Here is a 24,699-nt window from a genome sequence, read left to right on the forward strand (position 1 = left end):
ATCATTGTTCTGGTATTAGACAGTGTTCCATAATGATGTTTTACCTAAAACAGACGCCATGAAACGCGATACCCAAAAGTAAACGCTTTCAAAGAGAACGGAATAAAAAAACAGACGGTGGGATTTAACGTCTGTCTTATAAGAAGCGGGAGAAAAGATTCGCCACTTGTTCTCTTCCCTTTTGCAGGAGAGGTCTCTTTTGGTAGCTTTCATACGTCAGAAGCTCTGAACGCTGGATATCCTCCTCGATCGTTTCTTTCACTCTATTAATGAACGAAGCGGTATAGATGAACCCATTCATTTCGTCATTTATATAAAAGCTTCTCTTGTTAAAGTTTCCAGATCCGATGTCACACAGTTTATCATCGACCACAACAACTTTCGAGTGGTAAAATCCCTGGTAGAATCGATAGATCTTGCATCCATGCGGCAAAAGCAGGCCGTAATAGCGGAAAGCCGCTTCTTTTACAAGCGGGTAATCGCCATTGAACGGAACGAGAACCTTCACATTTACTCCTCTTTTTAACGCGCGGATCAATTCATCTGTCAGTTCTTTTCCAGGGATGAAATAGGGTGTGCAGATGTAAAGCTCTCTCTTCGCTCGTCTTACCATCGCGAGGAAGGTTTCCTGAAGATAAGCTCCGTTCGTACTTTCAAAATGATGTTCAATTCCGCCGGTCTCCCGGACATGCTCCTGAGGCACGTATGTTTGCTTTTCACCGGTTGCCCTATTCCAATCCCGGTAAAATTGGTTCCTTAAATCGTCCACGCTTTTCCCGAGAACCTTCAAGTGATGATCCCTCCAATAGCCGAGCTTTGGGTTATTTCCTAGATAGTCTTCTCCGAGGTTAAACCCGCCAATATACCCGATCTCACCATCAATCACACTTATTTTCCGGTGGTTATGGGTAAGGGAGGTGAACAGCAGGTAGGGAAGAGAAGGTTTGTGGGAAAAAGCTACCTTTACTCCTGCGTCCCGGCAACGTTTGATCTGTTCTTTCTTCACATTCTTTGAGCCATAATGGTCGAGCAGCAGGCGAACGGTGAGACCTTCATGGGCCTTCTGGCGAAGGATAGCGAGAAATTCATTGCAGATCTTGTCGTCACATACGGTATAAAACTGAATCTCCACTGAGTCTTTTGCGTTTCGAATGTCTTTAAAGTAGCTGGTATACAGCTCATTCCCGTCCGTAAAAAGGCTGAGCTTGCCCGTACGCTTCGGGTAGCGCTTCACTCGATGCCGGTTCAAGTGCTTCTTGTAACCAAGGTAATAGCTGAGCCATAGTGAAAATACGAGACATATAAGAATGAGAACTGTGATCGTGAGGGCAATCATTGTATGGGAAACCTCCATAGTTATTAAATCATGCATATCCTTCACAGTTTTGCTCAATATCGACGGATTCATTCAATAGACGGACCTAGAATTATGAGGCTTTTCATAGTATATTGGCTTATATAAATACACGTAAGTCACGGAAAGCCAGGTGAATTCATGAAACGCTTCATCTTTTACTGGCTGCCGGTCCTTTTAGTAGCCGGCGGTATATTTTACTCTTCCGCTACACCTTATCAAAAACAGGACATGCGGCCGACACTGTCACATTATTTGGACCATACAATGATCGCCGATTTCTTCTCGTCCGCAGGATTTGAGTATGCCGGGGAGGAAGTCAGTGTGCAGGCGCTCGGACCTGCTGGTTTTGTAGAATTCCTCATTCGGAAACTGGCTCATTTCTCGGTCTATTTTTTGTTAGCCTTTCTTTTGTACAGAGCGCTTCGCTTTACCTTTAATAGAGGAAAAACGTTCATTCTGTCGTTTATCCTGACGGTAGCCTATGCGGCATCGGATGAGATTCATCAGCATTTTACGTCCGGACGCTCACCGCACGTGGAAGATGTAATGATTGATGCAACGGGTGGATTAGCAGGATTGATTATAGCCGTGCTGATTTACTGGAGGCATTTTCGCCGAACAACCCATTAATTTTCGACAAAAATTTTATTCCCTATGTAAGGTGGACCATTTTCTGCTGATAGGTGTAATGGCAGAGATGATAGCTGGGGGAAGGTTGAATTTTATAATTGATATCAGGGAAATAAGAAAAATTCCCCTTGTGGATGTTAAGGGGAATTTTTGTGTTAAACAAGTGTTTAAATAGGTTGTCGTTACATTTCGTTGATGGGATTCGACAGTCTTGATTACTCACTACTTCCAGTCCGTAATAGTTGTTTTAGTGACGAAAATTTTAGGTAATATATGAAGATAGCACTTATGAGGTACTGGAGGTTCACTCATGCTGATGTTTATCGCAGGCTGTTTTGTCGGGTCCATCCTAACTGTCTTTATCATGAGCCTGATGATTGTATCCAAACGAGCAGATGAAACTAGTGAAAAACAGTATAAAGATAAAGAATAGGAAGGTGCCAGGCATCGCAGTTAATCCCAGTGTCTGGAACCTTTTCCGTTTTAACCCTCTTGCTGGCGTTTTTTAATCTCCTTCAGTGCGACCAGCTTTAAGGCTTCCATTTCTTTTGGGGACAGCTTTTCGTTTAGAGTGGCTTCGATCTCCTGTCGTTCTTCTGGTGATACACCATCCAGCGCTTTATCCTTCATGTCCTTCAGATTATCCATGCCCACTTTTTTAATGACGGTCTTCAGTGCTTCCTCTTTAGTATGAAATGGCAGGTCCTTCTGTTTGGCTAATTCATCAAGATCTCCGCCATCCTTTATGTAATTTTCTATTTCAGGATCATCCATCAACTTGTCCGCATCTTTATTATCGACGATCTCAGCTGCTACTTGGTCCACCAGCTTGTTGGCTCCGTAGTGGACGATCGCGTTATAGGCAAAGTAACCAATCGTTCCAAAGAGCAGGACAAACACTAAAACCCATTTCAGCATCGAAAAGCCCCCGTGTTTTTCTTAGATTTTAAAAGGGTGCCATGCATCTTCAAATGCGGTGCCTGGCACCCACAAATGACACCAAAACGAAAACCTTCTATTTATACATTGTTTTCATCTGTTTTTCTGTTCCTTGAATGAAGACCGGATTTTTCGCAGGGTCCATCCACTTCAGCAGCTTCACTACATTATCTTGAGATACCGCTGTACAGCCGGCGGTTGGCTTATCAGACGCACGCCACACATGAAAGAAGATCGCACTTCCTTTTCCTTTAACGATCGGGTTCATGTTGTACTCAATGACAGCACCGTAGTGATATAACGGTTCAAGCTTCATGCGCTCAAACGATTTCCAGCGCTTATTAGGATCGCCCTTATAAACGATCCATTTGTTGTAATCCTTAGAGGTTACATCGTCGACCCAATAGTCATACTGATCGGTTTTCGTATATGATAGTTTGACGCCTGAAGGCTTGTTCACTGTTCCGAAGCTTCGGCCGATGTCATAGATGCCGGCTGGTGATTTGCCATCGCCTTCTTTTTTGTTTGTACTAATGCCGTTTTTCCCGAGAACAGCAGGCATGGAATATTTCTTTACCCATTTTCCTTTTACATTCTCATATGCGGTAATCTTGGCTGTAAACTTGTCTTCCTTGTCTGCTGTTACAAAAACAGCCTGTTTTGCTTTTCTTTCCTTATATACTTTTTTGAGCAAAGCATTTTGGTGGGAAGGCATGGAAAGCGCATAAGTCGGAGTAACAGCACTCAACACGAACAGCCCGATAACTAGGAAACTCAGAAACTTTTTCATAAATCTTTCCTTTCTACACTGTTTTCCTTCATTATACAATTTATGCTAGGGCATAAAAGCGTTTTATGGAGATTTGAGAACAAGAACCTAGTCGCAAATTGTGGTTTGTGTACTTCTTACTATCGAGGTGCCAGGCACCGCGATTACACAAGTATGTAACGCCGGTGCCAGGCACCTTTATTTGACAAAAAAATACGTATTTATCCTTATGTTCTGAAATATTCCTTTGTTAGTATAATTAGAGAGTTAGGGATAAAAACAAAAAAATTCATACCATAGGGGGAAAAGGATGAAAAAGATAGTATTTACACTTGTATTGGCTGTCCTTGTCGGCTTGTCAGGTTTCAGCTTCACACCTTCTGCTTCGGCAGCCAGCTACGTCAACCCGATTCAGACCTATACATACTCAGAAATGACAGCGGATATGAAGGAACTGGCGAAAGCCTATCCTGGTCTTGTCCAATACCGTATACTCGGCAAAACAAAGTACGGTCGAACCATCTATGCGATCAAGCTCGGAAAAGGAGATGCCACAGTATTCTACAACGCCTCTCACCACGCCCGAGAATGGATCACGACGAACATCGCCATGGAAATGGTCGATGCCTATGCAGATGCCTACAAGAGAAATACAACCTACCAAGGCTATAACGTTCGTAATCTACTGAATGATGTATCCATTTGGATCGTCCCGATGGTCAATCCTGATGGAGTGACGCTACAGCAATCCGGGCTAAAGGAATTTCCGAAATCTGCACACAGCGGCCTCATTAAAATGAACAAAGGGAGCACGAACTTTAAACGCTGGAAATCAAACGCGCAGGGGATCGACCTGAACCGGCAATATCCATCCGGCTGGGCTGAAATTCCGCGAAGTGAAGCGCCAAGCCCTTCCTATCAAATGTATAAAGGAACTAAGCCTCTTGAGGCACCGGAAGCGAAGCTTCTTTACAACTTCACTTCCTACGTCAATCCGGAAGCGACTATTTCTTATCACACGTCAGGACGTGTCCTTTACTGGCATTACCTGAACAAAAAAGAAAACTACAACCGTGACTATGCGATGGCCAAAGCTTTCGCATCGATGACCAAATACACACTCGTCAAACCAAATAACGATAAGAAGGGCGGAGGCTATAAGGACTGGTTCATTACCCAATACGGCCGACCAGGCTTCACACCTGAACTGAGCTATCATGTCGGAGCGACCAACCCTCCGGTTTCAGTCATCAATGAGGAGTGGAACCGTAACCGAAAAGCCGCTCTTTACGTAGCAAACGAAGGAAAGAAGCTGTGGGAGAAGAAATTCACGAAAACAAACACAGTGATCACAACCTTTGCTCCGTTTAACCTGTACGACCGCCCGAGTTCCACGTATAAAACGAGCACGAAGCTGAAAGCACAGAAATTAACGGCGATCGGAACGAAAGGAAGCTATTTCAGGATCAACACGAAGGATTACGGGAAAAAGTGGATCATTAAAGATAACTATGTTACAGGCACGGTCACTGATTTTCATACCAAGCCAAAAACCTTCCTTGTAAAAGAAGCAACACCGCTTTACTATTCACCGATCGCATCCAAGAAAACGACAAGCAAGCTCTATCCGGGTGAGGTTCAGGCCATTAAATCATACGGCAGCTATTATGCCGTGAAGACGAAGTTCAATTACGACCTTTGGATCAAGAAGGACAGCAATACGGTAGATTTCAATCCGGCAGCAGCCAACGAACAGCTGGCGCTGAAAGCTGCAACACCGCTGTATTCATTGCCGCTTGAGGCCAAGAAAACAGCAGCAGCCCTTAAGCCGCAAACCGTAAAGGTAACAAAAAAGTGGAGCAACTGGCTCTATGTTGAAGGTGCAGAAGGAAAAGGCTGGATAAAACAGATACAATAGTATCAGGAAGAAATGAGGACTGCCAAATGGCAGTCCTTTTTTAATTGTTCGGCATGGGGACAAAAAAGAATAATATTTTGTAAGAAAACTATTAATATCTGACAAAAAGTGTCGATAATACTTTTGTAGCAAGTGAAGATGAGAAAATAGGAGCGGACTTAATGCACTACTAATATTGTAATTTATTACAGTTGTTAGTTATAAATTCATATTAAGTTTACAAATGATACTAGATTTTTATCAGAATTTGCTATATCATATGAAATGTATTACAAGTTTGGAAGATTATTCCTATTTAGGTATAACTAAATACCTAAAGGGTGTCTCTTTCGACAAAGGCTTTTGGTTTTAAAAATTAATTAGAGCTGGCAATAGGTATATAGTTACATAGCTTCCTTGTCCGGGAAGATTTTTGCTCTCTGATTAATTTTTATAAAATAATTGTGATTTAGGAAGGGGAATTTCAGGTAATGGACAAAAAGAAAGCTCTTAAGATCGCGACAGCAACGACTGTTGCAGCAAGCGCATTCGTTTCTGTAGCACCGGCAACATCCGCTGCTTCTACAACTACAGCATCTAAAGCAGTAACAAAAGCAGAGGCAGATGCTAAGAAAGTAAAAGATCTTTACAATGCCAAAAAACTTAGCTTCAAAAAGATCTCTTACAAAACAGCTACGGCTTCATACAACAAAGCGGTAGCAGAAGTTAAAAAGCTTAGCAAAGGCAAAACAAAAACGGCTCTAGAGAACCGTTTGAAATCAGTGAAAAGCATCCACACTTATGCTGCTAACTATAACAAAGCAGTCGATCTTGGTGCTGCTCTAGCAACTGCTACTAGCAACGTGAACGCAGAGCTCAAAAAAGCTTCTTTCGATCTTGCAGGAGCTAAAAAAGATCAAGCTGCTCTTAAAACAGCGACAACGAACTTCACTAAGCAGGTAGCAAAAGGTACTGTTTACGGTGAAAGCCCGCGCGCTCAATTCAACGCTAAATACCTAACTCCAGCTAAAACTGCTGCAACTGCAGTAGACAAAAAGATCAAAGCTGTTGAAGCTGAACTTAACGATGTTAAAATCGCAACTGCTGACGCAGTAGCTCTTGAGTCTGCAGTTAAAGGCCTTAAAGACGAAGCTTCTGTAGCAACTGCAGAAAAACTTCTTACAGCTGCTAAAGCTTCTTTCGCAAAGGTTGACACTGCATCTGCAAAATCCAGCCTTTCTAAGCGCATCGCTGCTGCAGAAAAAACACTTGGCGATTTCAAAACCGAGTGGAACGAAGTTAAAACAGCTACAGCTGACGTTGTAAAACTTGAAGAAGCTGTAAAAGTTCTTAAAGACGAAGCTTCTGTAAAAGCTGCTGAAGAACTTCTCGATGCTGCTAAAGCTTCTTACGCTAAAGTTGACACTGAGTCTGCAAAAGCTGATCTTGGAAAACGCATCGAAGACGCTGGAAAAGCAATCGAAGCTAAAAAAGCTGAACTTGCAGTTCCTAAGGTTGAGTCTGTAAGTGCGGTTAACGCTAAAACAATCACTGTAACATTCAGCAAAGCTCTTGATGCTAAAACTTTAAAAGCTAACAACACAGACGTAATTACTGTAGCTGCTGGTGATAATGCCCATGATGCTGGTACAATCACTCAAGAACTTAGTGCTGACGGCAAAACACTTACTCTTAAAGCTGCTAACTACTTTAAAGGTGAGTATACAGTAAAAGTTCCTTTTGAAATTGTAAAAGCTGTAAGTGGTCAATTTGTTAGCCCAGTAAACCAAAAGGTAACAGTTAGTGACACTGCTGCTCCAGTTCTTTCTTCTGCTAAAGCTACAGTTAAGGACACAAAAGATGGAATTAAATCTGTTACCTTAACTTTTAACGAAGATGTTTCTTCTATTGACACTGTGAAAATTGGTAACCAAAACTACACACCTGTAATTGTTGGGAACACAGCTACAATTAATATAGACCTTGATGCAACTAAAGCGTACGATTTAACAGTTGTAAATGCTACTGATGCAGCTGGCAACATGAAAGATGTTCAATCAGCTCCTGTTACAGTTTCTGTAGACAATGTTGCACCATCTATCACAAGTGTAGTACCAGCAGGTGAAAATAAAGTTAAAGTAACATTAGATAAAGAATTAAAAAATAATTCATTAGTTATATCTGCTAAAGTTGGAACGTTTACTACTAATATTTTCTCAAGCGCAGTAGTTAATCCTGAAAATAAAAAAGAGTACACTGTTACATTGAACAGCAGCTACCTATTCAAAAATGGAAGCACTGACACAGTAACATTAACAGTAGCTAAAGATGCGCTTCAAGATTCTTTAGGCAATTCAAATGCAACTGAAATTACAAAGTCTGTTACCCTTGCTAAAGATACAACTGCTCCAGCTGTATCAAACGTAGCAACTACAGTAGTTAATGGTAAAGTAACTGCATTTGAATTAACATTTAACGAAGAAGTAACTTCCCTAGACGCTTCTAAAGTTTATGTGGTGAATTCTAAGGGTGAAATCATGTCCCTGGCTAATGTAGCTACTCCATTAGTAAAAGTTGACGATAACAAAAAAGTTGTGTTTACTCTTGCAAATGGTTTAACTGCGGATAAGTACAGCTTCGATTTATCAGAAGGATTCGTAACTGACAAGTCTCTTGCAGCTAATAAAAACACTAAATACTCATTTATGGTTGATGTAACAGAAGCTGGAAAGCCAGTTGAAACAACGTTTACTATTGCAGATGTAACTGAAGCGGACAATATTCTTACTGTAGATTTTGGAGCAAAAGTAAAAGCAACTGGAACTGGTTCTGCATTAAATCCAGCATCTTACCAAGTTAATGGAGTCACTTTACCTTCAGATACAAAAATTGAATTTGCTCAGGATAGCAATGGAGTAGTTCAATCGAAAGTGGTAATCACTCTTCCTGGAGGATTTGTAAAAACTAGTGATACTAAAGCTGTATTCCGTGTTACTGGAGTACAAACATTAGACAACAAAGTTAGCAATCCTTTCATTAAAACTATTGATATTGAAGACAACACTGCTCCAGAAGCAAAATCAATTGTAGCTACAGATCTTGATGAAATTACTGTAACTTATTCAGAAGCTCTTTCTGCACTTGCGTTAGGTTCTGATGTTGCAGATGAAGTAAAACTTTATGACAGCAAAGGTGCTTCCGTGGCAATTGAAGGAGCAACAGTTTCGGCAGAAGGAAAACTTGTCCTTACTGTGGCTGATTCTTCTGCTGTAACAAAATTAACAACAGTGGAGACAAAAGAAACTGCTGACATTAAAGACCTTGCAGGAATTATTCAAAAAGCAGGTTTAACTGTTAATAAATAAGTTTTTAATGTGCTGGATTAAGGATTGATAAAATCTTAATTCAGCACCCCTTTCCTGGAGAAACCCCAAAGACATAAGTCTTTGGGATTTCTTCTATAGATAGAACCTTGAAGCGATATTTCATACACACGTTTAAGAAATATGTACCGCATTGACTCTATGAAAACGCGTCAGAAAAAGTACTCCTTACCCATTTATAATATGTATCAATACATACAGCCGCCGAAATACGCTATAGAGTCCTACCTCGTTCTTTCGCAAGACTATGTCTGTACTACGTTTTTCAGCGAGTAGCAATTGACCATTGACTCAAAACCGACACAAACCACAAATTCCCAACCCCGACCTGCTGCTGCTTGTCTGCCATACGCTGCAAAGCCAGAAAGAAGTGTACAATGGCATATTGCGGTTCAAACTAAAAAATAAAGCATTGATACAAAGCGGAATGCAGGAATTGAGGAAGTAGACTAAAATGAAACAATGAAAAACGGACCGTTATGCATGAAAGCGGCCCGATTTTCATTATTCACTTATTTAATACTGATCTTCCAAGGCCCATTGGCTTGAATTCCAATCGCATAAACAGAGTCATCCGGTATGCTTTCAACCGTGGAGCCGTGATAATTACCGATCTCGTTAGCCAAAAGAACGGAATCGTTGATCTTAACAATGAAGTTTTCACTGCCGGAGTGTGAAAGTGTGAATGTTCTGGCACCAGAGTTCATCCGTACAAATCTAACATCGTCGCCATTACCGCTGATTGTTCCCTTTTCCTCTTTCGGAATATCCTGGCTTCCCTGGATGGTCCATGAACCGCTTGCTTTGACATTAAACATATAATTACCGCCATCTGGAATAGCAACAAAGCGTTTACCGTGATAGGATCCAATGGTATTGACCAGGAGATCCACCTGGCTTCCATTCTCATCAAGAAGACTGACAATGAAATTTTGCGAACCGGTATATCTCGCTTCAAAAACGACAAAACCTGGGTCAAGTTTGATCGTTTTAGTTGCTGTGTCTCCATTACCAGATATTTTCATAGCATCAGCTTTACGTTTTGCTATTGCAGCTGCTTTGGCTTTAGCTGCCGCTTCTGCTTTCTTCTTTGCTTCAGCCTCGGCCTTTGCCTTTTGCTCGGCTTCTGCTTTTGCTTTAGCTTCTTCCTTCGCTTTTTGTTCAGCCGCTGCTTTCTGTTTAGCCTCGTCTTTAGCTTTAGCTTCTGCTATCTTCGCTTTTTCTTCTTCAGTGTCTTTTTTTACTGCCTTATTATTTGTACTGGCAGTCTGTGTTGTATCATTTGCACTATCCAGTGAGACTGCTGCTATAAAAACGACCATGCAAACCCCGGCAATTAAAAAATTCTTCTTAGCTTTTCCATTCTTTTTAACGAGGCCAATAAGAGCCAGGATAACAAAAACGAATAGAGCAATTAAACTTGTAAATCCAAAAAACATCCCCACTTTGCGATCTCCCTTTTTACCTTGGTTTTAATTTCACAAGAAAAGCTAATCACATGAAAGTGATTAGCTATAGCATTTACGCTCCAACATTCTGTCCTGAGGCAGCAGTCGTAATGATTCCCCGACCCTGAAGCTCTGACTGTGTTTGCTCGTCAGCAGGACGGTATCCTTTTTCCAATAAATCTTTAATATTAATTTTGTTATAAATAAAAGAAAAGATAATTCCAGGAATCCAAGCACCAAATCCAACAGTAAAAATACCGGCAAGCAGTCCAGTAATAAACATAATGGCTGCCCATTTCAGATCACCTCTGAAAAGAGCGGGAAAGAAACCAAAGAAAAAAGTAGTCCAGCTAAAACCAATCTTTACTTCTTTAACAACCCCTGCTTCATTTTGTAACCTTGCACGCATTAAAACACCCCCTTTTGACCTATGTAAAAATTACTAATCAATTATACCACTATATTAAAAATTATGAAGTATTTTACATGGAAAATAACTATTTTTATGTTAAATAACAAGGGCTGGCACTTTTACTGTTTTTGTTCCTTAATCAGACCATATCTATGCAAGTGTGTTGAATAGGCCAATGGTATTAAAATCTATCAATTGAAAAAATAGATATTTCTATATAAAAATCTGAAAATATGGTATATTTTTTCATGGAAAAACCTAAAAATTAAAAAAAGTCTTACAATGTTTTAACGATTTCTACAAAAAAATTCTTAACTTTTTTCAGAGGTCAAATTTGTGAGTGGGGTGGCTGTATTGAAAGGAATTATATTAGCAGGCGGTTCAGGCACAAGGTTGTATCCGATTACAAAATCGATATCAAAACAATTGGTTCCGATCTATGATAAACCTATGATCTATTATCCGCTGTCTGTATTGATGCTGGCGGGGATTAAAGAGATTCTGATCATCTCCACACCGCAGGACATCCGACAGTTTAAGGAACTGCTTTCGGATGGAAGCAGCCTCGGGCTATCCTTGTCGTATGCCGTCCAGGAAGAGCCGAGGGGGCTTGCAGAGGCCTTCATCATCGGAGAAGAGTTTATTGGCTTCGATAAGGTGGCACTTGTTCTGGGCGACAATATCTTCTATGGACAAGGGTTCTCGGAGACGCTCTCGCGCGCTGTATCTGTGGATGATGGTGCCGTAGTGTTCGGCTATTATGTAATGAATCCTGAAGACTATGGCGTTGTCGAATTTGATAGTACCGGTAAAGCAGTGGCGCTGGAGGAAAAGCCTGCGTATCCCCGGTCCAACTATGCGGTTCCAGGCCTTTATTTCTATGATAATGCTGTTGTGGAAATCGCGAAAAATGTGGAACCGAGTCATCGGGGGGAGCTTGAGATCACCTCCATTAATGAGGAATATTTAAGGCGGGGACAATTAAAGGTGCAGGTGCTGGGACGCGGAATGGCATGGCTGGATACCGGCACACACAGCAGTCTGCTGAAGGCGAGCAATTTTGTCGAGGCCGTGCAAAACCGCCAGGGGCTTTATATCGCCTGCATCGAAGAAATCGCATACCGAAAGGGATACATCAATGAACAACAGCTGCTAGCCCTTGCGGAACCTTTGAAAAAGACAGACTACGGACAATATTTAATCCGCCTGACAGACCAGAGCAGGCATTTGTCAGAAATTCAGTAAGAGGTGTGAACAGATGAAAACATACTTAGTAACAGGCGGTGCCGGTTTTATCGGCGCTAACTTTATCCATTACATGCTGAACAAGTATGACAGCATAAAAATCATCAATGTAGATAAATTGACCTATGCGGGAAACCCAGAAAACGTTAAAGAGTTTGATAGTCATGCAAACTATCATTTCATTCAGGCTGACATCTGTGACAAGAGCCTGGAGGATGTGTTTAACCAATATGATATTGATTATGTAGTGAATTTTGCCGCAGAGTCCCACGTGGACCGAAGCATTGAAGATCCGGAAGTTTTTGTGAAAACAAACGTCCTCGGTACATTGAACCTGCTGAATCTGGCGAAGAAAAGCTGGTCTTTTGGGGAGGATCTCTATAAAGAGGGCAAAAAGTTTCTTCACGTGTCTACCGATGAGGTGTACGGTTCGCTGGGAGAGACAGGATTCTTTGAAGAAAGCACGCCGATCGATCCGCACAGTCCGTATTCTTCGAGCAAGGCTTCGTCTGATCTTATGGTGAAGGCTTATTTTGACACATATAAAATGCCTGTCAACATTACACGCTGCTCCAACAACTATGGGCCGTATCAGTTTCCGGAGAAGCTGATTCCGCTCATCATCACTAACTGCCTGAACGGAAGGGAGCTTCCTTTATACGGGGATGGATTGAACATCCGTGACTGGCTGTATGTTGAGGATCATTGCAAGGCGGTCGACATGGTCATCAACAGCGGAAAGCCGGGGGAGGTATACAACATCGGAGGGCATAACGAGCGCACCAACATCGACATTATGAAGACGATCATCGGATACCTTCAGACCCGGGTGGATGCGAATATTTCTGAACAGATGATCACGTATGTGACCGACCGCAAAGGCCATGACCGCCGGTACGGCATCAACCCGGAGAAGATTAAACAGGAGCTGGGCTGGGAGCCGGATACGAAATTTGACGACGGCATCGTTAAAACCATCGAATGGTACTTGAACAACAAGGACTGGATCAAGAACATCCAAGACGGCAGCTATCAGACACAAGCCTATGTGAACGCGCAGAAATAAAAAGAGGAAGGGGGTATTCTGTGTCTGCAGAATAGCTCCTTCTCATATATCGCCGTCTTAATGATCCGAAACGGTATAGGGGAGGAAGAACGATTGAGAGTCTTTATCAAAAAGGCCATGAAGAAGCTGATGCTTGGCCATCGAATCAGTCATATCGAGATAGAAGACAACCGCAAGCTGAAGGTTATGTTTGATCAGTTAAGCCACCTGTCCGGTAAAACATATCTTGTACTCAAGGACAAGGCGACGGGGCGAAGGCTGCAGAGTGAGATTCAAGGGAACAAGGCGTACATCAACCTGAACGAATTGCACGAGATGGCGGATGCAGGAAAGATGGATTTTTACCTGAAAAGCTACCTGTTCAACAGGACACTGCAGACAAGGATTGCACATAACCATGATGTTCCGCTGTTTGAGCATATTGATGAAGAACGAAAGAAGAAGCTTCGTTTCTATAAAACGATCCGGAATAACCTTTCACTGATGACGGAAAAAACCTCGTTCCGCTGCACGCTCCAGGAGCTCAAACCGATGGGGAACAACTTCTATCTTGCGGGTGAAGTGGAACCGCTGGAGGAGATGAAGCCGGCAACCGTTGAGATGGTGCTTGTCAGAAGGGATACGCGCCAGGGATTCGGCTACAAGTTTGAGCTTAAGAAGAAACCGGGCAGCGGGAACATGTACACCTTCAATGGAATGATTTTCATTGAAAAGCTGAGAAGCGCACTCGCGATGAACTCTCGCTGGGACGTTTTTTTCCAGCTCAGGGACGATAAAAACAACCTCATTCACCGTGAAATCATGAACACGCAAGGCTTCAGAAGCTATGAGCGGGAAGAGTACCGTTACCTTGAAACGGCACAGCTGAACGATGAGCATGTGGCGGTCCTTTACGCGACGATGGGAAAAAACAGCCTGGCTCTCTGGTATACCGACAAGAACCAGTATGCGAGAACCTATCAGATCGCGAAAGGAAAAAGCATCTTTAATGAAGTGTGTGAAAGGGAAAAGCTGAACACCAGGATGGTTTTCTTTGAGAGCTTCCTGGGGAAAAACTATTCCGGAAACCCAAAGTACATATATGAAGAGATGATTCAGAACAGCCGGTTCAAAGACTACATTTTCGTCTGGTCCTATTCAGGTCCGAATCCGGAATGTATTCCAGGCAATCCGATCATCGTGAACCGCAGCTCCGAGGAGTATTACAAATTTTTGGCGCGCGCAAAGTATTGGGTAAGCAACATCATCCTGCCGATCCACCGAAAGCGGGAAGGGAACGTCTATCTGCAAACGTGGCACGGTACACCGCTGAAGAAGCTGGGTTTTGATATTGAAATCGAAGGGCCTGAAACACTGGCCCGTGAAAACTTCTATATCGAATCGCGGAACTGGGACTACCTCGTGGCGGCCAACAAGTATTCCAGTGATATTTTTAAACGAGCGTTTAAATTCGATAAGAAGGTGCTGGAGGCCGGGTATCCGGCGAATGATATTTTTTATCAGGGGGATACATCTTCCAAGGCGCAAAGGCTCAAGGAAAAACTCCTCATTCCTGCGTCCAAAAAGGTCATTCTTTATGCCCCGACATGGCGTGACAATGAGATGGCGAATTCCTGGGATCATACGTTTACTCTGCCGTTTAACCTTGAGGATATGTATCAAAGGCTGGGTGAGGAGTATGTTCTCGTTCTGCGCCTGCATCATCTCGTATCGGAAATGCTGGAGATCGATCCGAAATACAAAGGCTTTGTCTATGATTTTTCCAAGTATGATGACATCCAGGAGCTGTACACGCTGTCTGATCTGCTCATTACGGACTATTCCTCCGTGTTCTTTGATTATGCCAACTCAAGGAAACCGATCCTGTTCTTTGCGTACGACTTTGAATCGTACAGGGACAACATCCGCGGCTTCTATTTGGACATGGCGAGGGATCTTCCTGGTCCGATCATCCGGACAAGTGATGACCTGCTCGACGCGATAGAAAACATTGATTCAGTGAGTGCTCAATATGCTCAAAAATATGAAGAATTCTATAAGGAATACTGTTCTCTTGAAGAAGGAAATGCGGCGAAAACAATAGCTGAACTTGTGTTTAAGTAGAAGCAGCTTGGGTGAGGGGGAATGAACCGCTTTATGAACTCCATTTGCTTCAAATCAGCCGGCTCTTAACATCGCCAGCGCCCCCCTGCTATAGAAAAAAAGACTTGAGGGTCCTATTCAAGCATCAGCATGCCCGATAAGAAGGATATTCAACAACAGTCTTTATAAGGTTTCGATAATAACCAACGTAAAAAGAGGTGTCTGCAGTTTTGAAGAAGAATGTCCTGGTTTTTCCCTGCGGTTCTGAGATCGGCCTTGAGATTAACAACGCCCTTCGATTTGTAAAGGGATACAAGTTATTCGGCGGGTCAAGTGTTTCCGATCACGGAAAGTATGTTTATCAACACTATATTGATGGAATTCCGAACATCGACGCTCCGGATTTCATCGATCACATCAATGAAGTCGTGAAGAGGCATCACATCGACTATATCTTTCCCGCTCATGACAGTGCGGTCTTAAAGCTCGCCCAGCATCAGGATGTGCTCGATGCTGAAGTGATCACCTCGCCAAAAGAAACATGCGAGATCTGCCGCTCGAAAAAGAAAACGTACGAGTATTTCGCTGATTCTCTCTTTGTCCCGGCCATGTACCGAACAGCGGATGATATTGCTGGATATCCGGTGTTCTTAAAGCCGGATGTCGGTCAGGGCTCTAAAGGGGTGGCTCTGGCGAAAACCCGCAGCGAGCTGGAGTACCATATGGAGAAAAATAAAGATCTGCTTGCACTCGAGTATCTTCCGGGCAAGGAATATACGATCGACTGTTTTTCTGATTTTAACCGTGAGCTGAAGTTTGTCGGGATGCGTGAACGAAAACGGATCAAGAGCGGGATCAGTGTGAACTCGGCTTCTCTGGAACCGGCGGCTGTCGTTCGGAAGATAGCAGAAGAGATCAATCAGAAGCTGAATTTCCGAGGCATGTGGTTCTTTCAAGTGAAGGAGGATCGACACGGCGAGTTCAAGCTGTTGGAGATCTCACCGCGAATCGCTGGAACGATGAGCCTGTACCGCAATAAAGGCATTAACTTTCCGCTGCTGAGCCTGTTTGATCGTCAGGAGTACAAGCTCGATGTGATCGAAAACCATTTTACGATCGAAGTCGACCGGGCGCTGATCAATCGTTTTACACTGGATTTTGAGTATGAGCGGGTATTTATTGATTTTGATGATGCGATTACAAAGGATGAGAAAATCAACCCATTGGTTATGATGTTCATTTATCAGTGCATCAACAAGGACATCGAGCTGGTCCTTATTACGAAGCATGCAAGGGATATCAGAGAAACGTTGACTCATTTAAAGGTGGACCACAGCATCTTCAGCGACATCGTTCATATTACAAAAGAGGACGACAAGCACAAATATATTAAAAATGAAAAGCCATCCATTTTTATTGATGACTCCTACAGCGAGCGCAAGATGATGAAAGAGATGACCGGAATGCCTGTTTTCGATTTGGATGCCATTGAATGTCTCATTGACTGGAGAAACTGACATGATCACTGAATTAAAGCTAGAGAAACCCATACAGGTGACAAAGCCGAAACTTCCAGACTTCGACATCTACCAGGAGTATATCCGGGGAATCTGGGAGAACCAGTGGCTCACCAACGATGGGCCGCTGCATGAAAACTTTAAAAAGAACTTAAGAGGATACTTGGGTGCCGATCACCTGGAGCTGTTCACGAACGGCCACCTGGCGCTGGAAACAGCGATTAAGGCATTGGATTTGAAAGGCGAAGTCATCACGACTCCGTTTACGTTCGCATCTACGGTTCATTCCATCGTCAACTGCGGTTTGACGCCAGTTTTCTGCGATATTGAGAGGGACAACTTCACGATCGATGCCGATCAGATCGAAAAGCACATTACAAGCCGTACAAGTGCAATCATGGCCGTTCACGTGTTTGGTCTGCCGTGCAATCTTGAGAGAATTGAAGAATTGGCTCAAAAGCATAACCTGGCGGTGATCTATGACGCCGCGCATACTTTCGGGGTAGAGGTGAACGGCAGAAGCATCGCCGATTATGGAGATGTTTCCATGTTCAGCTTTCATTCGACAAAGGTGTTTCATTCGATCGAGGGAGGACTTCTGGCTTTCAAGGATGGCGAATTAGCACAGAAGCTGAAAGCTCTGAAGAATTTTGGAATCACTTCTCCTGATTCGGTGGACTATGTAGGCACCAATGCCAAGATGAATGAGTTTCAGGCGGCGATGGGCTTGAGCAACCTGCAAACGATCGATGCGGATATCCATAAAAGGAAGCTCGTCCATGAGACGTACATCGAACATTTGAGCTCGGTGGAAGCGATCCGCCACCTGCCGAATCCTATGGTGAACGTGAAGCATAACTACTCGTATTTTCCGATCCTGCTGAATGATCAGGAATCAAGAGATCAGCTGCATGAATCGTTAAAGAATTACAACGTGTTTACGAGGAAGTATTTTTATCCGTTGTGTACGGAATTCAGCTGTTATGCGGAGTATAAGCAGGATATGCCGATCGCTTCTTCCGTCAGTGAACGCATCTTATGTTTGCCGATGTATACGGAGCTGGAAACAGAGATTGTCCAGCGAATTTGCAGCATAATCAGATACGAGTTGGGTGAAGGAAGATGAATAACTATAAACTGAGTGTCGTTGCATTAGTCTATAACACGGAAGAATTTTTAAGAGATTGCCTGGAATCTCTCGTTAACCAGACGCTAAAAGGGATCGAGATTATTCTGGTCAATGACAGCAGCCCTGATAACAGCCACCTGATTCTTGAGGAGTACCGCGAAAAATACGATAACATTACGGTCATTCATCAGGAGAACAGCGGAGGTGCGGTAGCCGGCAACAACGGTCTTAAACGTGCAACCGGAGAATATGTGACCGTCATGGATTCAGATGATATCGTTCCTTTGGATGCGTACGAGAAGCTGTATCGAAAGGCGAAAGAAACAGATTCTGATATCGTGATCGGGAAGCCGAACATTCTTGTTAATGGAATTCAGAAGGAGATCATCTATAAACGGGAACGTGATGTTTGGATGAGTCCGAGGGAAGTGAACCATCTTCTGGAGTTTCCGGATATCTTCTACGATGGCTTCTATTGGAACAAAATCTATAAACGCGATTTCATGATCGAGAACGAATGCTTCATGCCGCCGGGAATGCTGTATGCGGACCGGCCGATGGTCCATAAAGCGTTCACGAAGGCAAAGAAGATCAACATTATTACAGACACCGTCTACTTGTGGAGAAAACGTGAGGAAGAGACGGATAACAAGTCGATTACCCAAATGAAAAACGATATAAAAAATTTCCTCGACCGCATGAGCTCTTTGCAGCATCAATTGAATTACTTTGACAGCCTGCAGGATGAAGAACTAAAGACCGCTTTTCTGAAGCGAAATATTGACCGATTGTTCTTCCCGATCAAGGGGATCGTGGAGGATGAAACATTTAGGGACGTTTATTTGCGTGAAGTAAAAGCTGTCCTGAGTGATATAAAAAATGTGTATGACAATGATCTGGGTGTCCTAAGAAATCTTTACATCTACATGATCTTAAACGGTCTAACGGATGAACTTCTGTCCTACCTGGCTAAAGAACCGACCGGGCCAATCGTCGAAGAAGGTGATCACTATTATTGGGCGCTGCCGTTCTTCAGGGATGGCTCTGGACGGATTCCAGATGAATTTTACCGTATTAAAGTGCTGCTTGCTAACTTTGTTAAAATCAGAAGCATACAGTACGAGGGACATCGCATATCAGTCAGCAGACTGAGAATTCCAAATGTTTTTGATGTGGAACAGGCATCTATCATTCTTAGATCCCGAACGGATGTTACAGATCGGATCGTATTGCCGCTCGTGCCGGACAGTGATGGGGGTTTCTCCGCTTCAGGAGAATTGAACCGCCAGCAGGAATCCAACATTTTCGATGTGTATGTGGAATTCAGGGATATGAACGGCACGGAAAGTATGTTCCGTATTAACAGCAGGATGGTGGAGACTCCGCTGACAGAGCAGAAGTCCAACAACAGAATATACTTTACGGGCAAGCAAAATTTATCGCTGCTCGTTTCAAATCTCCGAATCTCGCATATCACCTGTGATGACCAAAAAATCTGGCTCTCGGCTCCAGGCACGAACCCTAACATTAGTTTCTTTATGAGGGACAGGCGATCGAAGGAAAAGATTTTTTTTCAGAAGGTCGACGACTCACAGTTCCAGCTTCCATGGAAGTATTTTCTTGAGAGGCATGGTTCATATGATCTGTCCTACCGGCTGATCAATGATAATGTAAGAATCAGTGCCGCCCAGTTCGACCGTTTCGAACCTCAGCTTATCCGAATCGATGACCGGTACATTGATCTGTATAAAACGGGCAATAACAACATATCCCTCATGTCGTTTACAATGATCAACCGGATTACGGGGAAATTGAAAAAGCTCATAAAAATGAAGAAGTAATAAAGCACATTTAGATGGTTTGGAACAGCAGAGGAGCTGACTCATAAAAGGGAGTCAGCTCTTTTTTACGTTTCCCCGGGTTATTTCTAGTACGGCAGGGATTTCCATTCATTTATAGTATTAACATGAGTTGAACCGAACTTCGCACTCCAATTGTACGTACTATTCACCGATATAATGGAGCTGGATCTTAAAATGGGCCCCCCGCTCATTCCACTTGTCACATACGAAGAATGAATGATGGCATTGTATTGAACATCAGTTATGGATCCAGCACTTTTATACAAATAATAGTATCCAGAACCCTCCCCTCTATCAGTGGGATACCCAAATGAAATGATAGAGTTTCCAATTCCGGAAGCAGTCGAAGTGATAGGCAGATGATGGGAATGGCTGGAGTCAATTTTTATGACGGCGTAATCATATTGTACATCTCTTAAATAGATTTTCCCTTGGCTGGGAGGAGTCGAGTTTACCCATCCAATCGGCGCATAAGCTTTGGTGGATGACCATCCGCTGTGAAGGAGGGTACTATTATTATCCGCAGGATAGACAGACCAATAGGAATGGAATTTATGAGTATATGCATCAAATACACAGTGAGCTGCAGTAAGTACGGTCGTTTTGTTTAAAAAGGTTCCGGAGCATGCATACCAATCGCCCCTTGCATCTTTAAAATCAATTTGTGCCATCGCGTTGTACGGACTTGCATCCGTTTTTGTCACTTTCACTCTATCATCGTCAGAAAATGGAGGAACTGCAGAACTGGTAAATGAAATCCTGCTATTAAGAACTGGGCTATGTTTTCCTTGTATAATATCCCCTTGAGAACTAACAGACATAAATTTATTTTGTATATTTTTTATTCTTATTCGTTCACTTGCACTAAATTCTTTTACAGGGTTGAGTTTAGCACTTTTAAGTTTTTCATTTAATCTTGAGGCTTTCTCTTTTTCCAGTTTTAGCAAACCGATGTTATCATAGAGCTGACCAGTTCCTCCATATTTTTCTTGTTGGAAAGGGGCTGCCTTGGGAGTGAACAGAGGAACAACAATGAACAAACATAACAATAAAAAGCTAAGTTTCTTCATATTTCACATCACCTCCTAATACGTTAATGTAACAATCTGAAAATAGGAAAAAAGGAGGAGTTATGCTGAAATACCTTAAAAGTATCTTGCTTATCATTTTGTTAGCAAGCTGTTCTTCCCCAGGAGAAAAGGACCATTTAAGGTCCAAGGAGATCACCTTGCAAATTGTTAATACACAGGAAAAAAATCAGCATTACTTACTTACGGTTACAACGGATGGAACAGAAACAGATCAGTCCGCTGTACTGCCAAAAAGTCTTTTCGTCATTACAAATGAAAATAAAGAAGCAAGGGTAAAGTTAAATTTGAATTCCAAATACACCATTAAAGCAGCGAAGACCCCTGTAACAAACATCGATGAATTCCAAAACAAGAAAAAAAGGGGACAAAAAGTGGCAGGTCCCCTTTTAGCAAGTGTTGATTTCACACCTACCAAAGATTCAGACACATTGAAAATAAAAATAAATAACGATAATCATTAAAACAGATCGCTCAGAGCGAAAACAAAGCAGGCCTAAACCTGCTTTGTCATTAATAGTCCTTCTTCTTTTTCTTTTTGCAATCACATTTAGTTGGATACCCCGGATCATAGGTCTCTTTTTTCGTTTCTTCTTTATAAACATGGCGAGGGACATATTTGATATGTTCTCTTTCAATACGGACGACAGGATGAACGAAGGTTACTTCTTTTTCAGTATATTTGTCGGAAATAATATACTTGGGATCACAATAGATCTTTTTACCAGATTTTTTTTCTTTTCCCATTTAGAACACCTCCCTTCTACTCTATTAAATGCAAATAGCAGAGAAGTGGATACGGACAAGTTAATCACTATTGAAAAAAAAGGCCATGAACGGATAAACGCAAAAACTGGTATCCTGCGGGATGCTAGTTTTATGAGGGAATAAATTTGTGGCTTATGCCTGGGCGCTTTTTGTTATTGCAAGAAAATTTAAACATTTATCGTTCCTGTTAACTTTCGACAATTTTTGCCGTTATTACTAGAGTAGTAAATTTACTGAGTAAGGGTGAAAAGCATGAAACAATATACAGTGATTTTGTTCATAGCGGCCGCTTTGCTTTTGAGTTTGAACGGCTGTTCGACTGCGAAAGAGCCGGCCTTTGCGGCTAAAAAGAGAGTCAAGATCGGTATCATGCTGTCGGATGCAGGGCTTGGGGACCAGTCATTTTCCGATGCAGGGTTTGCCGGTCTGGAAAAAGCGCGCGACGAGGAGGACATCGTCTTCAACTATCGTGAGCTTAAGTCCAGCGAGAGCTATGAAGCGGGGATTCAATCTCTTGTAAAAGAAGGAAATGACCTTGTCATCGGGCTTGGATTCGCCATGCAGAAGGATTTGGAAAAGGTCGCTCAAAAGTATCCGAAGCAGAAATTCCTGCTCATTGATTCTCAGTCCAAGCTTTCCAATGTCTATTCCGTTACCTTTAAGGAGGAAGAGGGATCCTACCTCGTCGGGGCGATTGCCGGAATGAAGACGAAAAGCAATGTGGCTGGATTCATCGGAGGAGTGGATGTTCCGCTGATCCGGAAGTTTGAAAAAGGCTATATCCAAGGCATAAGGGCAGTGAATCCCAAGGCAAAAGTGATTTCTGAATTTGCGGGAACGTTTGATGATGATAAGCTTGGTGAACAGATGGCTAAAAGGATGATTACCAAGAGGGCGGACTATATTTACCCTCCGGCGGGATTTACAGGAGTGGGAGCCTTGCTGGAAACACAAAAAGCAGGAGTCTATGCTTTTGGTGTCGATACGGACCAGTATTACCTCGCAGAAAAAGCGGTTGCCACTTCCATGGTGAAGAAGGTGGATGTCGCGATCTATCAAGCGGCAAAAGAGATGGCTAAAACAGGACAATTAAGAGAAAAAGACAGCGTTCTCGGCATAAAAGAGGGCGGCATCGATATTGCACCGGTTCGGGTGATTCAACTGAACGCCAAGCAGCAAGCCAGATTGAATGAGTTAAAGGAAGGAATCTCTCAGGGAACGATTCACATCCAGCTGTAGAGGCGAGAAGGAGCTTACACCATGAAATTGAAAACTAAAATTTTAATGATATCGATCGTGCCGCTGCTGCTGTCTGTCATCATCATCGGCTACAACATTTTTGGAATGACGAAACTGAATTCATCGACCGAAAAACTAGTAAACATTCTCGTTCAAATTGAAGAGCTGAACAGCTCCGCCAAGAGCCTTGAAAAATCATTAAGTGCGTACTCCCTGAACATTTCAGCGAGCAATACGAACGATGTGACCAAAGATTTTCAAATACTCACTTCTGATTACAAGATGCTGAGAAAAGGGCTGACCGATAAAAAACAAACGCAGCTGATCGAACGGATCGGAAGTAAATTCGATGAGCTTAAAAGCGAGTCCGGTACGGCTGTAAAAGAAGGTGACCAGGCCGAGATCAAACGGCAGTCTCTCAGGACAAAAGGATTGATCAATGATGTGTACCAGCTGAAACTGCTGATCAATAACGAGTACGAATGGATGCAGTCCGATTTAAAGGAAAGGATCAAAGGAATGATTCTATTCTCCATGATCGCTCTTATCGTTTTGGTCATCGGCAGCCTTATTTTTTCCATCAGTATCACCCGCAAAATTGTAACACCGCTGAAAAAGATTACGGAGAACGCTGAGGAAGTTGCGAACGGAAATCTGGCTGTGCCGGCTATTGCGGTTCGGACGAGAGATGAAGTGTTTGCGTTAAACCAGTCGTTCGCTCAGATGATCGATAACTTAAGAGCTGTTATTACCCAAGTCGGAAATGGATCTGGACAGGTTGCTGCTTCAGCAGAACAGCTGATGGCAAGTGCCGATGAAACGATGAAGGGCAGCGAATTGATTACGGCGTCCATTCAACAGGTTTCGGAAGGGGCCGAAAGTCAAACGAGAATGTCGAATGAATCCGTTCGCTCAGTAGAGCAAAGCAAGAACGCGGTGGGGCAGATCTCAGAAAATGCTGCCTTGGTGCTTGAACTGGCCGAGAACGCCAGTGAACAGACCCACCACGGCTCGGCACTCGTGCTTGACACCCTTGAGCAGATGGATTCCATTCAACATTCGGTGGCAGGAACCGACCAGGCATTAAATGATTTAAGCCAGCGTTCCGTAGAGATCGGTTCCATTCTTAACATCATCAATGACATCGCTGAACAGACGAATCTGCTTGCACTCAATGCTGCCATTGAAGCAGCACGCGCAGGAGATGCCGGTAAAGGGTTTGCCGTCGTAGCGAATGAAGTCCGCAAGCTTGCCGACCAGACACGAAAATCGGTGCTTGATATCTCAAAAATGACGAAACACATACAGGAAGAAACGAAAAATACGGTAGCCTCAATCCATGATGTGAAGGAAAAAGTGGACTCAGGATTGGAGATCGCTCAGAAGACCAATGAATCGTTTACGACCATTCTGAACGCGATCGTCCAAGTGACAGAGCAGATCAAGAAGATCTCCTCTACATCTCAAAAGATAAATGAGGAAGTGAACCACGTTTCCGGTCATGTTTCGGAGATGTCGAACGTAGCAGGAACGACATCCGCCAGCGCGATAGAAGTAGTCGCAGCTTCAGAAGAACAGCTCGCCAGCATGGAGGAAGTGAATGCGGCAGCCACCGCTCTCACCAATCTGGCTGAAGAGCTGCAGGACGTCGTATCGAAGTTTAAATTATAGTTTAATAATGCCGGGGGCAGCAGCCCTCGGTATTTTTCTGCTTTATAAAAAGTAAAGGCCATTGGACCGATAATAGGTATATGACTATACGTTTTACGTAAACGACCGGGAGACATGCAAAACATGACTTTGAATATCATTACTTGCCATTGAGCTGCCATTCGTGCTGCTCTCTATACTTATTGCCGCAGCAGCGT

Annotated in this window: 20 protein-coding genes; 13 read left to right on the plus strand and 7 right to left on the minus strand. The window is 43.0% G+C overall.

Going from position 1 to position 24,699, the window contains the following annotated elements; genetic code table 11:
* Positions 1-136: 136 nt before the first annotated feature.
* Positions 137-1,336, minus strand: coding sequence for a cardiolipin synthase (gene cls / locus QYF49_RS02655; protein ID WP_290398080.1), 1,200 nt, complete (start codon positions 1,334-1,336; stop codon positions 137-139).
* A gap of 159 nt (positions 1,337-1,495) precedes the next feature.
* On the opposite strand from cls, the gene QYF49_RS02660 reads away from it, so the two are divergent.
* Both QYF49_RS02660 and QYF49_RS02665 read left to right on the plus strand, forming a co-directional pair.
* Positions 1,496-1,987 carry a VanZ family protein gene (locus QYF49_RS02660; protein WP_290398081.1) on the plus strand — a complete coding sequence of 164 codons (492 nt, stop codon included), beginning with the start codon at positions 1,496-1,498 and terminating at the stop codon, positions 1,985-1,987.
* Between the two features lie 310 nt (positions 1,988-2,297).
* Positions 2,298-2,420 (plus strand): DUF3789 domain-containing protein, encoded by a 123-nt coding sequence (locus QYF49_RS02665; RefSeq protein ID WP_290398082.1) that lies wholly within the window; start codon positions 2,298-2,300, stop codon positions 2,418-2,420.
* Positions 2,421-2,470: 50 nt separating this feature from the next.
* Here QYF49_RS02665 and QYF49_RS02670 read toward each other — a convergent pair whose 3' ends face one another.
* A complete protein-coding gene (locus tag QYF49_RS02670; protein ID WP_290398083.1) occupies positions 2,471-2,905 on the minus strand; it encodes a hypothetical protein in 435 nt (144 codons plus the stop codon).
* A 97-nt stretch (positions 2,906-3,002) separates the two neighbouring features.
* Positions 3,003-3,716 (minus strand): L,D-transpeptidase family protein, encoded by a 714-nt coding sequence (locus QYF49_RS02675; protein ID WP_290398084.1) that lies wholly within the window; start codon positions 3,714-3,716, stop codon positions 3,003-3,005.
* Positions 3,717-4,005: 289 nt separating this feature from the next.
* Here QYF49_RS02675 and QYF49_RS02680 point away from each other — a divergent pair, with 289 nt between their 5' ends.
* Together QYF49_RS02680 and QYF49_RS02685 are read left to right on the plus strand one after the other, a co-directional pair.
* Positions 4,006-5,613, plus strand: coding sequence for a M14 family metallopeptidase (locus QYF49_RS02680; protein WP_290398085.1), 1,608 nt, complete (start codon positions 4,006-4,008; stop codon positions 5,611-5,613).
* A gap of 470 nt (positions 5,614-6,083) precedes the next feature.
* The gene (locus QYF49_RS02685) at positions 6,084-8,957 is read left to right on the plus strand and encodes a hypothetical protein (RefSeq protein WP_290398086.1); all 2,874 of its coding nucleotides are present in this window, start codon (positions 6,084-6,086) and stop codon (positions 8,955-8,957) included.
* Positions 8,958-9,487: 530 nt separating this feature from the next.
* On the opposite strand, the gene QYF49_RS02690 is transcribed toward QYF49_RS02685, so the two are convergent.
* Positions 9,488-10,420: a hypothetical protein gene (locus tag QYF49_RS02690; protein WP_425589537.1), complete on the minus strand. Its 933-nt coding sequence runs from the start codon at positions 10,418-10,420 to the stop codon at positions 9,488-9,490.
* 76 nt (positions 10,421-10,496) lie between these two features.
* The gene (locus QYF49_RS02695) at positions 10,497-10,832 is read right to left on the minus strand and encodes a DUF2628 domain-containing protein (protein ID WP_290398087.1); all 336 of its coding nucleotides are present in this window, start codon (positions 10,830-10,832) and stop codon (positions 10,497-10,499) included.
* 357 nt (positions 10,833-11,189) lie between these two features.
* On the opposite strand from QYF49_RS02695, the gene rfbA reads away from it, so the two are divergent.
* From rfbA to QYF49_RS02725, 6 genes are all read left to right on the plus strand, one after another.
* Positions 11,190-12,080, plus strand: coding sequence for a glucose-1-phosphate thymidylyltransferase RfbA (gene rfbA, locus QYF49_RS02700; protein WP_290398088.1), 891 nt, complete (start codon positions 11,190-11,192; stop codon positions 12,078-12,080).
* A 13-nt stretch (positions 12,081-12,093) separates the two neighbouring features.
* Entirely contained in the window at positions 12,094-13,146 is a 1,053-nt protein-coding gene (rfbB, locus tag QYF49_RS02705) for a dTDP-glucose 4,6-dehydratase (RefSeq protein ID WP_290398089.1), read from the plus strand.
* Between the two features lie 93 nt (positions 13,147-13,239).
* A complete protein-coding gene (locus QYF49_RS02710; protein WP_290398090.1) occupies positions 13,240-15,249 on the plus strand; it encodes a CDP-glycerol glycerophosphotransferase family protein in 2,010 nt (669 codons plus the stop codon).
* A 209-nt stretch (positions 15,250-15,458) separates the two neighbouring features.
* Positions 15,459-16,745 carry an ATP-grasp domain-containing protein gene (locus QYF49_RS02715; protein ID WP_290398091.1) on the plus strand — a complete coding sequence of 429 codons (1,287 nt, stop codon included), beginning with the start codon at positions 15,459-15,461 and terminating at the stop codon, positions 16,743-16,745.
* 1 nt (position 16,746) lies between these two features.
* Positions 16,747-17,871, plus strand: coding sequence for a DegT/DnrJ/EryC1/StrS family aminotransferase (locus QYF49_RS02720; RefSeq protein WP_290398092.1), 1,125 nt, complete (start codon positions 16,747-16,749; stop codon positions 17,869-17,871).
* Positions 17,868-19,715 carry a glycosyltransferase family 2 protein gene (locus QYF49_RS02725; protein WP_290398093.1) on the plus strand — a complete coding sequence of 616 codons (1,848 nt, stop codon included), beginning with the start codon at positions 17,868-17,870 and terminating at the stop codon, positions 19,713-19,715. Before QYF49_RS02720 ends, QYF49_RS02725 begins: the two co-directional genes overlap by 4 nt.
* An 86-nt stretch (positions 19,716-19,801) precedes the next feature.
* On the opposite strand, the gene QYF49_RS02730 is transcribed toward QYF49_RS02725, so the two are convergent.
* Positions 19,802-20,806, minus strand: a complete 1,005-nt coding sequence (locus tag QYF49_RS02730; protein WP_290398094.1) for a trypsin-like serine peptidase — start codon at positions 20,804-20,806, stop codon at positions 19,802-19,804.
* Between the two features lie 62 nt (positions 20,807-20,868).
* On the opposite strand from QYF49_RS02730, the gene QYF49_RS02735 reads away from it, so the two are divergent.
* Entirely contained in the window at positions 20,869-21,288 is a 420-nt protein-coding gene (locus QYF49_RS02735; RefSeq protein ID WP_290398095.1) for a hypothetical protein, read from the plus strand.
* Positions 21,289-21,337: 49 nt separating this feature from the next.
* On the opposite strand, the gene QYF49_RS02740 is transcribed toward QYF49_RS02735, so the two are convergent.
* A complete protein-coding gene (locus QYF49_RS02740) occupies positions 21,338-21,571 on the minus strand; it encodes a hypothetical protein (RefSeq protein ID WP_290398096.1) in 234 nt (77 codons plus the stop codon).
* 273 nt (positions 21,572-21,844) lie between these two features.
* On the opposite strand from QYF49_RS02740, the gene QYF49_RS02745 reads away from it, so the two are divergent.
* A complete protein-coding gene (locus tag QYF49_RS02745) occupies positions 21,845-22,831 on the plus strand; it encodes a BMP family lipoprotein (RefSeq protein WP_290398097.1) in 987 nt (328 codons plus the stop codon).
* A 21-nt stretch (positions 22,832-22,852) separates the two neighbouring features.
* Positions 22,853-24,502, plus strand: a complete 1,650-nt coding sequence (locus tag QYF49_RS02750; RefSeq protein ID WP_290398098.1) for a methyl-accepting chemotaxis protein — start codon at positions 22,853-22,855, stop codon at positions 24,500-24,502.
* The last annotated feature ends 197 nt before the right edge of the window (positions 24,503-24,699 follow it).

Origin of the sequence: Fictibacillus terranigra (assembly GCF_030412265.1) — a bacterium.
GTDB classification, from domain to species: domain Bacteria; phylum Bacillota; class Bacilli; order Bacillales; family Fictibacillaceae; genus Fictibacillus_C; species Fictibacillus_C terrinigri.

Excerpts from the sequence above, each read along its gene's own strand:
- cls (WP_290398080.1), bottom strand. The coding sequence starts at position 1,336 with ATGATTGCCCTCACGATCACAGTTCTCATTCTTATATGTCTCGTATTT.
- QYF49_RS02660 (WP_290398081.1), top strand. The coding sequence starts at position 1,496 with ATGAAACGCTTCATCTTTTACTGGCTGCCGGTCCTTTTAGTAGCCGGC.
- QYF49_RS02665 (WP_290398082.1), top strand. The coding sequence starts at position 2,298 with ATGCTGATGTTTATCGCAGGCTGTTTTGTCGGGTCCATCCTAACTGTC.
- QYF49_RS02670 (WP_290398083.1), bottom strand. The coding sequence starts at position 2,905 with ATGCTGAAATGGGTTTTAGTGTTTGTCCTGCTCTTTGGAACGATTGGT.
- QYF49_RS02675 (WP_290398084.1), bottom strand. The coding sequence starts at position 3,716 with ATGAAAAAGTTTCTGAGTTTCCTAGTTATCGGGCTGTTCGTGTTGAGT.
- QYF49_RS02680 (WP_290398085.1), top strand. The coding sequence starts at position 4,006 with ATGAAAAAGATAGTATTTACACTTGTATTGGCTGTCCTTGTCGGCTTG.
- QYF49_RS02685 (WP_290398086.1), top strand. The coding sequence starts at position 6,084 with ATGGACAAAAAGAAAGCTCTTAAGATCGCGACAGCAACGACTGTTGCA.
- QYF49_RS02695 (WP_290398087.1), bottom strand. The coding sequence starts at position 10,832 with ATGCGTGCAAGGTTACAAAATGAAGCAGGGGTTGTTAAAGAAGTAAAG.
- rfbB (WP_290398089.1), top strand. The coding sequence starts at position 12,094 with ATGAAAACATACTTAGTAACAGGCGGTGCCGGTTTTATCGGCGCTAAC.
- QYF49_RS02720 (WP_290398092.1), top strand. The coding sequence starts at position 16,747 with ATGATCACTGAATTAAAGCTAGAGAAACCCATACAGGTGACAAAGCCG.
- QYF49_RS02725 (WP_290398093.1), top strand. The coding sequence starts at position 17,868 with ATGAATAACTATAAACTGAGTGTCGTTGCATTAGTCTATAACACGGAA.
- QYF49_RS02730 (WP_290398094.1), bottom strand. The coding sequence starts at position 20,806 with ATGAAGAAACTTAGCTTTTTATTGTTATGTTTGTTCATTGTTGTTCCT.
- QYF49_RS02735 (WP_290398095.1), top strand. The coding sequence starts at position 20,869 with ATGCTGAAATACCTTAAAAGTATCTTGCTTATCATTTTGTTAGCAAGC.
- QYF49_RS02740 (WP_290398096.1), bottom strand. The coding sequence starts at position 21,571 with ATGGGAAAAGAAAAAAAATCTGGTAAAAAGATCTATTGTGATCCCAAG.
- QYF49_RS02745 (WP_290398097.1), top strand. The coding sequence starts at position 21,845 with ATGAAACAATATACAGTGATTTTGTTCATAGCGGCCGCTTTGCTTTTG.
- QYF49_RS02750 (WP_290398098.1), top strand. The coding sequence starts at position 22,853 with ATGAAATTGAAAACTAAAATTTTAATGATATCGATCGTGCCGCTGCTG.